Source organism: Streptomyces sp. NPDC107471 (assembly GCF_055582845.1).
Genome location: NZ_JBVJPC010000004.1, coordinates 500,609 through 512,518 on the forward strand (window position 1 = coordinate 500,609; position 11,910 = coordinate 512,518).

General features: G+C 73.6%; 10 protein-coding genes. 7 read left to right on the plus strand and 3 right to left on the minus strand.

What is annotated here, in order from left to right:
• Nucleotides 1-87 precede the first annotated feature (87 nt).
• Together ACZ66S_RS16055 and ACZ66S_RS16060 are read left to right on the plus strand one after the other, a co-directional pair.
• On the plus strand, nt 88-1,467 hold the full coding sequence (locus tag ACZ66S_RS16055; protein ID WP_469902401.1) for a DNA-3-methyladenine glycosylase 2 family protein: 1,380 nt from the start codon (nt 88-90) through the stop codon (nt 1,465-1,467).
• A gap of 2 nt (nt 1,468-1,469) precedes the next feature.
• Entirely contained in the window at nt 1,470-1,952 is a 483-nt protein-coding gene (locus tag ACZ66S_RS16060) for a methylated-DNA--[protein]-cysteine S-methyltransferase (protein ID WP_469902137.1), read from the plus strand.
• On the opposite strand, the gene ACZ66S_RS16065 is transcribed toward ACZ66S_RS16060, so the two are convergent.
• Both ACZ66S_RS16065 and ACZ66S_RS16070 read right to left on the minus strand, forming a co-directional pair.
• On the minus strand, nt 1,949-2,320 hold the full coding sequence (locus ACZ66S_RS16065) for a PPOX class F420-dependent oxidoreductase (protein WP_469902138.1): 372 nt from the start codon (nt 2,318-2,320) through the stop codon (nt 1,949-1,951). The two genes, ACZ66S_RS16060 and ACZ66S_RS16065, sit on opposite strands and share 4 nt — an antisense overlap.
• A 76-nt stretch (nt 2,321-2,396) precedes the next feature.
• Nucleotides 2,397-2,879: a DUF456 domain-containing protein gene (locus ACZ66S_RS16070; RefSeq protein WP_469902139.1), complete on the minus strand. Its 483-nt coding sequence runs from the start codon at nt 2,877-2,879 to the stop codon at nt 2,397-2,399.
• A 1,540-nt stretch (nt 2,880-4,419) separates the two neighbouring features.
• Between ACZ66S_RS16070 and ACZ66S_RS16075 the strand changes: the two genes are divergently transcribed.
• A complete protein-coding gene (locus ACZ66S_RS16075; protein ID WP_469902140.1) occupies nt 4,420-5,928 on the plus strand; it encodes a protein phosphatase 2C domain-containing protein in 1,509 nt (502 codons plus the stop codon).
• 54 nt (nt 5,929-5,982) lie between these two features.
• On the plus strand, nt 5,983-7,725 hold the full coding sequence (locus ACZ66S_RS16080; protein WP_469902141.1) for a pyruvate dehydrogenase: 1,743 nt from the start codon (nt 5,983-5,985) through the stop codon (nt 7,723-7,725).
• Nucleotides 7,726-7,767: 42 nt separating this feature from the next.
• Here ACZ66S_RS16080 and ACZ66S_RS16085 read toward each other — a convergent pair whose 3' ends face one another.
• Nucleotides 7,768-9,282, minus strand: coding sequence for a helix-turn-helix domain-containing protein (locus ACZ66S_RS16085; protein ID WP_469902142.1), 1,515 nt, complete (start codon nt 9,280-9,282; stop codon nt 7,768-7,770).
• Nucleotides 9,283-9,494: 212 nt separating this feature from the next.
• Here ACZ66S_RS16085 and ACZ66S_RS16090 point away from each other — a divergent pair, with 212 nt between their 5' ends.
• The 3 genes from ACZ66S_RS16090 to ACZ66S_RS16100 all read left to right on the plus strand — a co-directional run bounded on the left by ACZ66S_RS16090 (nt 9,495) and on the right by ACZ66S_RS16100 (nt 11,881).
• Entirely contained in the window at nt 9,495-10,106 is a 612-nt protein-coding gene (locus ACZ66S_RS16090; protein ID WP_469902143.1) for a hypothetical protein, read from the plus strand.
• 94 nt (nt 10,107-10,200) lie between these two features.
• Entirely contained in the window at nt 10,201-10,665 is a 465-nt protein-coding gene (locus ACZ66S_RS16095; protein WP_469902144.1) for a hypothetical protein, read from the plus strand.
• A gap of 793 nt (nt 10,666-11,458) precedes the next feature.
• Nucleotides 11,459-11,881: an ATP-binding protein gene (locus tag ACZ66S_RS16100; protein WP_469902402.1), complete on the plus strand. Its 423-nt coding sequence runs from the start codon at nt 11,459-11,461 to the stop codon at nt 11,879-11,881.
• Nucleotides 11,882-11,910 lie beyond the last annotated feature (29 nt).

The following is an 11,910-nucleotide window of genomic DNA, read 5'->3' on the forward strand; positions in this document are numbered from 1 at the left end:
CACGACGGACCCGCACCCGCCCGCCCCAGAGCCGTGTCCGATTTCCGCCAGCGACAGCCCCGCGCACGGCGGAGACTGGAGGGCGTGATGGATGAGGACACCAGGTACGAAGCGGTCCGCAGCCGGGACGCCCGGTTCGACGGGGAGTTCTTCTTCGCCGTCGAGACGACCGGCATCTACTGCCGCCCGAGCTGCCCCGCGGTGACCCCGAAGCGCCACAACGTCCGCTTCTACGCGACGGCCGCCGCCGCACAGGGCTCCGGGTTCCGGGCCTGCCGGCGGTGCCGTCCCGACGCGGTGCCCGGCTCCGCGGACTGGAACGTCCGGGCGGACGTGGTGGGCCGGGCGATGCGCCTGATCGGCGACGGTGTCGTCGACCGGGAGGGCGTCGCCGGACTCGCCGACCGCCTCGGCTACAGCGCACGCCAGGTCCAGCGCCAGCTCACCGCCGAACTCGGCGCGGGGCCCGTCGCCCTGGCCCGCGCCCAGCGCGCCCACACCGCACGCGTCCTGCTCCAGACCACCGGCCTGCCGGTCACGGAGATCGCGTTCGCGTCGGGTTTCGCCAGCGTGCGGCAGTTCAACGACACGGTCCGCGAGATCTACGCCGCCACCCCCAGCGGTCTGCGGGCCGCCGCCCGGACCGCCCGGCGCGCGGCCACCCCCACCGCGGGCATCCCGCTCCGGCTCGCCCACCGCGGCCCCTACCGCTCCGGCGCCGTCCTCGACCTGCTGGAGAGCGAGGCGGTACCCGGCGTCGAGGAGGTGAGCGGAACACCCGGCCGCCGCACCTACCGCCGCACCCTCCGGCTCCCGCACGGCACCGGCATCGTCGCCGTCCACGAACGCCCCGGCACCACCAGGAGCGCCACCGGCGCCCACCCCGGCGGCTGGCTCGACGCCCACCTGCACCTCACCGATCCCCGCGACCTGACCACCGCCGTCGGACGGCTGCGCCGGCTCTTCGACCTCGACGCCGATCCCTACGCCGTCGACGAGCGGCTCGGCGCCGACCCCCGGCTCGGCCCCCTGGTCGCCGCCCGCCCCGGCCTGCGGTCACCCGGCGCCGCCGACCCCGAGGAGTGCGCGGTACGGGCACTGGTGGGCCGTACCGAGTCCGCCCGGCTCGTGCAGCGGTACGGCAAGACCCTCGACGCGCCCTGCGGCACCCTCACCCACCTCTTCCCCGACCCCGCGGCCCTCTCCGAGGCGACCGGTCCCCTGGGCGCGCTCGCCACCGCCCTCGCCGACGGCACCGTACGGCTCGACCCGGGCGCCGACCGCGACCAGGCGCAGCGCGCGCTGCTCGCCCTGCCCGGTCTGGACGCCCGTACCGTCGCCGTCGTCCGCAGCCGTGCCCTCGGCGACCCCGACGTGGCCCCACCGGGCCTCGACACCCCCGACACCTGGCGCCCCTGGCGCTCCTATGCCTGGCAACACCTGCGTGCAGCAGGGGAGTTGGAGTAACCATGCCCATCCACTGGACCCGCGTCGACAGTCCCGTCGGCAGCCTGCTCCTCACCGCCGACGACACCGGCGCGCTGACCTCGCTGTCCGTCCCCGGACAGAAGAACGGCCGTACCGTCCAGGACGGTTGGCGCCACGACCCGGCCCCCTTCCGGGCCGCCGAGGAGCAGCTCGCCGCCTACTTCGCCGGTGAACTCAAGGAGTTCCGACTGGAGTTGCGACCCGAAGGCACCGAGTTCCGGACCCGCGTCTGGGACGCCCTCGACGACGTCCCGTACGGGGCGACGGTCACGTACGGCGAGATCGCCGCCCGAGTAGGGGCCTCCCGCGTCGCCGTCCGGGCCGTGGGCGGTGCCGTCGGCGCGAACCCCCTGCTGATCCTCCGCCCGTGCCACCGGGTGATCGGCGCCAACGGCACGCTCACCGGGTACGCGGGCGGTCTGGAACGCAAGACGGCCCTGCTCACCCTCGAAGGCGCGCTCTAGGACTCCTCCAGCCCCCAGCTATGGATGCGGCGCGGATGGACGCGGATCAGCTCCTCACTGAAGTGCGGGCCCAACTCGTGCGGCCCGGTGAGGAGTTCCGCCTCCCCGCGGATGTCGATGCCGCGCACCTTCCACGGCTTGAGGCTGACGATGTCGTCGACGACCAGCGCGACCTTCGGGTTCTTCTGCAGGTTGCGCCACTTCTTGGTGCGGCCCATCGCGTAGCCGCCGATCAGGATGGTGCCGTCGTCCTGCGGGAAGAAGCCGACCGGGTTCGCCTGCGGCTGTCCCTGCGGGTCGACGGTGGCCAGCCGGCCCAGCCGCTGGGACTTCAGGTACGCGCGTTCGGCCTCGCTGAATTCGGTCATGGCAGCCACCCAAACACGCGCGGGCGGCCCGCACATCGGACTCTCGTCCCAGGCGTGCCTGGGCCCGGGACCTACGTCAGCCCCACAGCACCGCCCCCAGCCACGCGCCCATGATCAGCAGACAGGTGAACAGTTCCGCCAGCACGCTGGAGCCGCCCGAGCGCATCGCCGTGCGCAGCGCCGCCCTGGCCTCGCCGTGGCGGCCGAGGCGGAGTCGCTCCGAGACGTAGATGCCGGCCATGAACCCGGGGATCGCGCCGAGCACGGGGATCAGGAAGAACCCGAGGAACGCGCCGACCCCGGCGTACACCGCCGTGCGCGGGCCGGCCCCGCTCGTCCGCAGTTGGCGCGGCGGCAGCGCCCAGCGCACCACCTGGGAGAGGAAGAGGGCGACGGTGGCCCCCACGAGCACGCCCCACGCGACCGGTTGCGGGTCCTTCAGGGCCCACCACAGGACCGCGGCCCACACGAGCCACGACCCCGGCACACCGGGCACCAGAACCCCGACCAGGCCGAACAGCATGACCAGGCCGACCAGCAGGAGGTCCCACGCTCCCATTCGTCCAGGGTGCCGGAGGATCGCGGGAAACGCAGATCAGCGAGGTTCGCGGGGCGGTCGCGGCGGGCACCCGGTCAGGGACCCGGGGCGGGCGACACATGGAACGACGTCGTCCGTCACAGCTCCACGACCGGAAGGCCGGTCACACTCGGGCCGAGCCGACCCTGATCGTGGCCCGAGCCGTCACGGCATCGGGGTCCGGGTCACTCCGGCGTCGCCGGGCGGTTCTCCCGTGGGGGGTGGAATCGCCCGGCGACCCGTGCGTGCGCGATCCCTTGGGCAACATGCGTTCGAGAGCTCACTCGACACGCCGTTCGACGCGCGTGGCGGCGCTTGATTTTCCGGATGCTCCGTTTTCATACGGCCCTCGCGGTGGACAATTAAGGGCATGAATCAGCAGGGGGGAAGGCCCACCGGTCACGAGGACGACTGGTGGGGGCAGCTCTACGACTCCGCCGACGACACGGGCCCCGCACCGGCCCCGGACACCCTGGACGACCGCTTCGCCTCAGCGGCGGGAGCGGTACGGGACGGCACGGGGGTCCCGGCGCCCCGGGAGGAGCGCGGGGGCTGGCCGTCTGGGGAGGCAGCCCCTGCGGAGACGCCCCGAGCGACCCGGGAGCCGGCTCCTGCGGAGGGCGAGCGGGCGAGTGGCGGGGGCTGGCCGTCCGGGTCGGGGACAGTGCCGGGTGAGGGACGGGGGCGGGGTGAGGCGGGGCGTGAAGACATTGCGCCCGGCGCCGAGGCCAGGGACTGGCCGTCCGCATCCCACCCGGGCTCCGGCGATGGATGTCCCCAGCGTGAGGTGAGGGCTGGAGACGGTGGGCCCGGTATCGGGGCCAGGGACTGGCCGCGAGGGTCTGACGTACTGCGCGGTGATGGGCAGGGCCGGCGTGAGGCGGGGTCTGAAGACCGGGGGCCCAGTGTCGAGGCCGGGGCGGGGGACCGGCCGCGAGGGTCCGAGGCAGTGCCTGGTGATGGGCAGGCCCGGCGTGAGGCGAGGCTTGAAGGGAGCGGGCCTGGTGCCGGGGCGGGAGACTGGCCGTCCGCATCCCAGCCGGCGCCCGGCGATGGACACCCCCGCCCCGCGGCACCGACCGGCGCCGTGGACGCGCAGATTCCGCAGAACGGGCCCGGAGTCCCCGCACCGCGGACGGGTTCCCCCGACGCGACGGCCACCTCATCCGGCGGGCCACGAACCCCGTGGGAACCGCCGCTCGACGCGGCGGCCACCTCATCTGGCGGGTCACCGACCCCGTGGGAGCCGCCCCCCGACGCCCCCGCCTCCTTCCCGCCCGGACCCAAGCCTCCCGGCTTCGTCGAGCGGGACCCCGAGGACCGGCCGCCCCGGCAACCAGGTGGCCGCGCGTCCACCGAAACGCCTCCGGCCACCACCGTTCCGGCCTCACGTATGCCCGTCGAGCCCCCGAGGCCCCCGAGCGCGGCGCCCCCGCATCCGTCCGTCCCACCCCGGCCCGCGACCCCGCCCGCGCCACCGCAGAACACCGACCGGCCCCCCGCGCCGGACCGTACCGACGACGTGCCGCCCCCCGGCCGTCCCGAAGACCCTCCGGTCTCCTCGGAGCGAGGCGCGGCCCCGACCCGGCACGGAGCAGGCGACTGGTGGGCCACTCCACCGGCCCCCGGCCGAGCCCCTCGCCCCGAAGCCGGCGCAGGCCAGCAGCCTCCCGCAACGACACCACCACCCCAGCCTCACGGCCCGGGCTTCACCCAGTCCAACCCCCTGCCCGAGCCTCCCGACGCCGGCCACGACCCCGCCCCCCGCCGCGGCCCCGGCTCCACCCAGTCCACCCCCACGCCCGCACCCCCCGAGGCCAACCAGGACCCCGCCCCCCGCCACGGCCCCACCCAGTCCAACCCCCTGCCCGAGCCCCCCACCTCCGCCCCGGAGCCCCCCGGCCCCGGCCCCCGCTCCACCCAGTCCACCCCCACGCCCGCACCCCCCACCCCCGTCCAGAACCCCCACCCCACGCCCCAGCCCCCCGCCCCCGTCCAGGACCCCGCCCCCGCGCCGCAGACACCCCGTACCGCGACCCGGCTGGACCTGCCCACCCTGCCTCCCGGGCCCGTCGGCTTCGTCGGGTCCGGGCCGCCGACCTATGACGCCGAGCCCACCGCTCTGCCGCCCGCCGACCCCGAGGAACTGGACGACCTGGTGGCGGACACCGTGCTGGACGGGGCCAGGTACGGAGCCTGCACCCTGCGGGCGGTGTCCGTGCGCGGGGACTCGGCGAGGTTCCGGGGCGAACCCCGGCGGGACTCCCTGCTCACCGCCCGCTTCGGCACCGGCGACCAGGCACTGGTCCTCGTCGCCATGGCCACCGGCGCCCGCGCCACCCCCGGCGCCCACCGCGCCGCCGCCGAGGCGTGCCACTGGATCGGCCGGGCCGTGGGACGCAGCCATGCCCGGCTCGCCCAGGACATCGGCGCCGCCCGCCGCGGGGACCTCAAGTCGGGGCTGCACCGGCTCACCGACCGCAGCCTCGGCAAGCTCCGGGCCAGCGCCGTGGAGCAGGGCATCGACCCGGAGGAGTACGCCGCCACCCTGCGCTGTCTGCTCCTGCCCGCCGACCCCGACTGCCGTATCCGCGTCTTCTTCGGCATCGGCGCGGGCGGTCTCTTCCGCCTCCGCGACGGCGAGTGGCACGACATCGAACCCCGTGTCACCGACGCCACCGGCGAACCCGTCGTCGGCTTCGGCTCGCTGCCCCCCGAGACCCCCGACGGCGACCGCCTCACCATGGACCTCGGCATCCCCACACCGCCGAGCCCCTACGAACCCGCCCCCGAGCCGCCCCGCGAGGCCTTCCGGTTCCGCGCCTCCGTCGCCCGCCCGGGTGACACCCTGCTGATGTGCACCGGCGGTCTCGCCGACCCCCTGCGCGGGGAGCCCGAACTGTGCGACTACCTCACGGGACGGTGGTCGGGCCCCACCCCGCCCGGTCTCGCCGCGTTCCTCGCCGACTCCCAGGTCCGGGTCAAGGGATACGCCGACGACCGTACGGCCGCAGCCGTTTGGGAGGCGTGATCGCGGCCAGTGTGGATTGATGGACCCAAGGAGACCGAAGGGGTGCATGGATCCATGGCCAAGCAGAACGTCGCCGAACAGTTCGTGGACATCCTCGTCAAGGCCGGGGTGAAGCGCCTCTACGGCGTGGTCGGCGACAGCCTCAACCCGGTCGTGGACGCCGTGCGCCGCAACGCCGGCATCGACTGGGTGCACGTACGGCACGAGGAGACCGCCGCCTTCGCCGCGGGCGCCGAGGCGCAGATCACCGGGAGGCTTGCCGCGTGCGCCGGCTCCTGCGGGCCCGGCAACCTGCACCTCATCAACGGCCTCTACGACGCCCACCGCTCGATGGCCCCGGTCCTCGCCCTCGCCTCGCACATCCCCTCCAGCGAGATCGGCCTCGGCTTCTTCCAGGAGACCCATCCCGACCGCCTCTTCCAGGAGTGCAGCCACTACAGCGAGCTGATCTCCACCCCCCAGCAGATGCCGAGGCTCATCCAGACCGCCATCCAGAACGCCGTCGGCCGCTCCGGCGTCAGCGTCGTCTCCCTGCCCGGTGACATCGCCGACCAGCCCGCCCCCGAGAAGGCCGCCGAGACCGCGCTCGTCACCTCACGGCCCACCGTCCGCCCGGGCGACGCCGAGATCGACAAGCTCGTCACGATGATCGACAAGGCCCAGAAGGTCACGCTCTTCTGCGGCAGCGGCACCGCGGGCGCCCACGCCGAGGTCATGGAGTTCGCCGAGAAGATCAAGTCACCGGTGGGGCACGCCCTCAGGGGCAAGGAGTGGATCCAGTACGACAACCCCTTCGACGTCGGCATGAGCGGACTGCTCGGCTACGGCGCCGCCTACGAGGCCACCCACGAGTGCGACCTGCTGATCCTGCTCGGCACCGACTTCCCGTACAACGCGTTCCTCCCCGACGACGTCCAGATCGCGCAGGTCGACGTACGCCCCGAACACCTGGGCAGGCGTTCCAAGTTGGACCTCGCGGTCTGGGGTGACGTGAAGGAGACGCTGCGGTGTCTCACGCCCCGGGTGAAGGAGAAGACCAACCGGCGCTTCCTCGACAAGATGCTCAAGAAACACGCGGACGCGCTCGAAGGGGTCGTCAAGGCGTACACCCGCAAGGTGGAGAAGCACGTTCCGATCCATCCCGAGTACGTGGCCTCCGTACTGGACGAACTCGCCGACGACGACGCGGTGTTCACCGTCGACACCGGCATGTGCAATGTGTGGGCCGCCCGGTACATCTCGCCCAACGGCCGCCGCCGGGTGATCGGTTCCTTCTCGCACGGGTCGATGGCGAACGCGCTGCCGATGGCGATCGGCGCCCAGTTCACCGACCGTCGGCGCCAGGTCGTGTCGATGTCCGGCGACGGCGGGTTCTCCATGCTGATGGGCGACTTCCTGACCCTCGTGCAGTACGACCTGCCGGTGAAGGTCGTCCTCTTCAACAACTCCTCGCTCGGCATGGTCGAGTTGGAGATGCTGGTCGCCGGGCTCCCCTCCTACGGCACCGCCAACAAGAACCCCGACTTCGCGGCCGTGGCTGAGGCCTGCGGGGCCTACGGCGCCCGCGTCGAGAAGCCCAAGGACCTCGCCGGGGCCCTGAAGTCGGCGTTCAAGCACAAGGGTCCGGCCCTCGTCGACATCGTCACCGACCCCAACGCCCTGTCCATCCCGCCGAAGATCAGCGCCGAGATGGTCACCGGCTTCGCCCTGTCCGCCTCGAAGATCGTCCTCGACGGCGGGGTCGGCCGCATGCTCCAGATGGCCCGCTCCAACCTCCGCAACGTGCCCCGCCCCTGACCCCGCCGTGACCGGGGCGGCCCCCGTCGTCCCGGTCCGGAACTAGCCGTCGTAGTCCACCCACGCCCGTTCGCCCGCCGTGTTCGTGCCGTACCAGTACCGGGGCAGGCCCTTGATGGCGGTCGTACGGAACGGGCGGCCGTGGTCGTCGATGCGGACCGTGCCGGTGCGGCCCTGGGAGGACCAGTCCAGTTCGAGGTACCAGCCGCAGTCGCAGGTCTGGGTCTCCGCCGTGACGAGCAGGACCTCCGGGTCCGCGGAGGAGACGCGGTAGGGCATCCGCACGGCCGGGATGGCGTTCTCGCCGTCGTTGCCGGGCTGCGAGTGGGCGATCGGCCGGTCCTTGTCCAGGTCGACGGAGAACTGGCGCGGGGTGAGCGCGCCTCCGCAACCCTGCTCCATGGCGTACGAGTTGCCCTTGACCGGGGTTCCGCGCGAGACGACCCGGACCCGGAGGTCCTCCAGGACGACGGCCGTCGAGCTCCGGCCCTGCACCGAGACCTGCACCATGGTCTGCCGGCCGTGGACGGCGCCCAGGGTGCCCGCCCAGTTCGCGGCGTCCTGGGCCATGGGGGGCGGCGGGACCTGGGCGGGCGGCTTGTCGATGACGTAGTCGTGGCCGCAACCCGCGAACCAGACGTGGGAGTTGACGGTCCAGGTCAGCGGGGTGCCGGTGGCGGTTCCCCGCTGTCCGGACCCGCCGGTGCCCTTCGAGGGGGCGCCGCCGCCCTTCGCCGAAGGGGAGGCGCTCTTCCGGGTGCCCTCGGGGGACGGGGAGCCGGAGGTCGCGGACGGGCTCGGTGACGTGGACGGGGAGCGGCCGGACGTGCCCGAGGCCGTCGTGGGGGACGTCGGGTCCGGGGCCTGGGCGACCTCGTCGGAGGCGGAACGCCCCGAGGGCAGCGCCGAGAGGGTGCCGAGCGTGGCGAGGAGCGCCACGACGGCGGCTGCGGTCACGGCGACACGCCGACTGCGGTACCAGGGGCGGACCGGAGACACGGGACGGCCCGCGAGCAGGTCGTCCTCCTCCCCTTCGGAGGCCGGACTCCCCTCACCCTCATCGACCGAGCCCAGGCCGACCGCGCCACCGTCCACCGCCCCGCCGGCCACCGCGTCACCGGCCACCGCGGTGCCGTCGTCCGCCGTCGCAGTCGTCGCGCTCGCCGCACCGGCTGCCGCCGTCGAGGGGTCGGCCGGCCCCGCCCCGCCTCCCTCGCCGTCCGCCGGCTCGGTCGCCGTGTCCCCGGCCGCCCCCGCCGGAGCCGACCCCTCCGCGGTCTCACCCGCGCGCGGCCGCTGGCGTGCCGCCACCGCCGACAGCCACAGCCGGTGCAGGTCCATCCGCTCCTCGGCCGACGCCCCGCACAGCGCGGCGAACCGCTCCACCGGTGCGTACTCGACCGGTACGGCGTCCCCCGCGCAGTACCGGTGCAGGGTCGAGGTGTTCATGTTCAGCCGCCGGGCCAGCGAACCGTAGCTGCGGTCCGTGCGCTCCTTCAGCCGCCGCAGCAGGGCCGCGAACTCCTGGACATCGCCCTGTGGTTCCGGTGCCGACAACGATTTCCCCCTTGATCCCGTATCCCAGGCAGTCCCTGTACCTGCACGTCAGACGGCCTGGGATGGTTCCATGCCGACGGATTGCGCGTCCCGTGTTGCATCCGCCCGGTGTGACCGCTGATGCTCTTGGTGTCACACCGGCCGGGCCGGACCGACCATCCGGCGTCGTGGTGGCATCCCACATCCATGCACGTATCTCACGGGGGACACTCATGCCCAAGCGCAGTCGAGCAGGCGCGCTCACCGTACTCTCTCTCACCGGCCTCATGCTCGGCGTCACGCTCGCCGTGCAGGCCGGGGCCGCGCCGGCCGCGCCCAGGTTCCTGTCGGCCGCCGAGCTCCCACCGCACCCCTCGTCCGCGTGGACGGCGGGCAAGGTCACCGACGGCGTCCCGGACGAACTCCAGCTCTGCCTCGCGGACACGCTGCCGGGCTACGACTCCCGGTACCGCGACTTCCGCACCGATCTGGACACCAGCGCCCGCCAGCTCACGATCCAGGTCGGCACCAAGGCCAAGGCCGCGGCCCTCGCCGACCGCATGAACAAGGAGATCCGCACCTGCGCGGACCGCCTCGAACAGGGCGACCCCGAGCTCGAGGCGACGTACCGGAACTACGGCAAGGTCGCGGTCGAGGAGGGGGCCCGGGTGCACGGCCTGCACACCGAGCAGTCGTACGGCGCGACCGACATCCGCCTGCTCTCCGTGGGCCGGGACGACCGGACGGTCACCGTCGTGGAGTGGTCCCAGATGGGCGACTTCACCGACGCGCCGGTCAAGGCCTTCAAGAAGACGACCGCCACCGCGGTCGCCAAGCTCCACTGAGAAAGGGGCCGCCCTCCCGCACGGGGGTCGGGCGGGCGGCCCCGCACGGACCGCACGACCAGCAGCAGGAACCGCGAAGAAAACGGGGAACACCATGAACACGACCAAGGCGACCCGCCGCACCACCCTGGCCGTCGGCCTCGCCCTGGCCCTCGGCCTCGGCGCCACGGCCCAGGCCTCCGCCGGAGCACCGCGCAGCGTCAGCGGCAAGCCCTCCGACAACATCACGCGCATCGCCGACTTCTACGGCGCCTACATCGACGCGGCGACCGACGAGGGCGGCGGCGAACTCAGGGACGCGCTCCGCGCGCACTACCTGACGCCCGCCTTCCAGAAGGAGCTGACCGCCTGGGAGGACAAGGAGCACGCCGACGGCGTCCTGCGCGCCCAGAACGTGCCCCTCGCGTGGAAGGTCACCGACAACGGCGCCGCCGACCACACGGAGGCCGTCGTCACCCTCACCTGGAGCGCCGGCCAGACGAGCACCCTCGTCGTCGACATGACCCGCGGCAGCCACAAGATCCTCCACATCGGCACCAAGGGCCTCAGGAGCAAGTAGCGGCGGAATCAGGCCAGTTTCCCTCCTGCCCCAGTTCTTCGCCGGGTACGGCGAGGTCGGCAGGGCGGCATCGGCGGATCGTCCCATGCCAGACGGTCCCGGTGTCCCGGCACCACGTGGGCGAGGAGCCCTGCGGCACCGTGGACCCGGAGGACGCCCGAGGGCACGTACGCACCGGCTCACCCCCGCTCACCGGGCCCCGTTCGTCGGGCGCCGGTGGCGGGGGCGCACGTCGTTCGGGGGGCGCGCGGACCGTCGTACGGCACGCTGCGCACGCGGAGGGGAGGCCGGGCCCGTTCCCCTCCGGGGCCGGTTCCGGTCCGGCGGTTCTGGACCCCTCGCTGCCCCGCTGCCGGGAGGCACCTCGCCGACCAGGTACTTTTCCGCACATGCGTTCTCCTGGCGGGCTCGCGCGTCGCCCTTGGCGTCGGGAAGGCGGAGAGCGGGGCGCGGGGCACATGCCACGGGGAGGGGACCAGCGGCACAGGCGCCGCGTGCGGGGCGTTCGTGCCGGACGCCGAGCGTCGCCGTCCCGTCCCAACTGCGCCGTCGTGCACCGGGGTTCGCGGGAGGCGATCCGCTCCGCCGGCCCGGCCGCCGTCGGTACCGCGGACGTGGCCGAACACCTGGTCGTTGACGATTCGACATGACTGGCGCATGAACTACGGGGCATGGATCCCCGTGAACGTGTTCGAGCAGGAGGGAAACCGACATCGGCACGCGGGCGGGGGTCATGAAGAGGCAGGCACGAGGAGGCGGTCCCACGACGGCAGGGGCCTTCTCGGCACAGACCATGGAGGAGAAGGCCGACAGCGCCCGGGAGCAGGCGCAGTCGCCGCAGCTCCGGCGCCGACTGGAGCGGGCGGATCTGGGGGCCGTACCCGAGACGCGCAGGGCCTTGCGCGAGCTGTTACGACACTGGGGGAGGCCCGGGCGCTCCGAGATAGCCGAACTGCTCACCAGCGAACTCGTCACCAACGCACTCGTGCACACCGACCACGACGCGGTCGTCACGGCCACCGTCGGGCCCGGGGCCCTGCGGGTCGAGGTGCGGGACTTCGTCGCCCGGATCCCGCGGGTGCGGGTGCCGGACGCCGAGGACAGCACGCACGGCAGGGGCCTGGCACTGGTGCAGTCCCTCGCGGACGCCTGGGGCGTCAGGGCACACGGCGTGGGCAAGGCCGTCTGGTTCGAACTGGACGCCGGAGCGGCGTGAAGCACGGGAAGGGGGCGTGACCGTCGCGG

What these genes read in the sequence shown, in the direction of transcription:
- ACZ66S_RS16055 (WP_469902401.1), top strand. Translation starts at nt 88, where the DNA reads ATGGATGAGGACACCAGGTACGAAGCGGTCCGCAGCCGGGACGCCCGG.
- ACZ66S_RS16060 (WP_469902137.1), top strand. Translation starts at nt 1,470, where the DNA reads ATGCCCATCCACTGGACCCGCGTCGACAGTCCCGTCGGCAGCCTGCTC.
- ACZ66S_RS16065 (WP_469902138.1), bottom strand. Translation starts at nt 2,320, where the DNA reads ATGACCGAATTCAGCGAGGCCGAACGCGCGTACCTGAAGTCCCAGCGG.
- ACZ66S_RS16070 (WP_469902139.1), bottom strand. Translation starts at nt 2,879, where the DNA reads ATGGGAGCGTGGGACCTCCTGCTGGTCGGCCTGGTCATGCTGTTCGGC.
- ACZ66S_RS16080 (WP_469902141.1), top strand. Translation starts at nt 5,983, where the DNA reads ATGGCCAAGCAGAACGTCGCCGAACAGTTCGTGGACATCCTCGTCAAG.
- ACZ66S_RS16090 (WP_469902143.1), top strand. Translation starts at nt 9,495, where the DNA reads ATGCCCAAGCGCAGTCGAGCAGGCGCGCTCACCGTACTCTCTCTCACC.
- ACZ66S_RS16095 (WP_469902144.1), top strand. Translation starts at nt 10,201, where the DNA reads ATGAACACGACCAAGGCGACCCGCCGCACCACCCTGGCCGTCGGCCTC.
- ACZ66S_RS16100 (WP_469902402.1), top strand. Translation starts at nt 11,459, where the DNA reads ATGGAGGAGAAGGCCGACAGCGCCCGGGAGCAGGCGCAGTCGCCGCAG.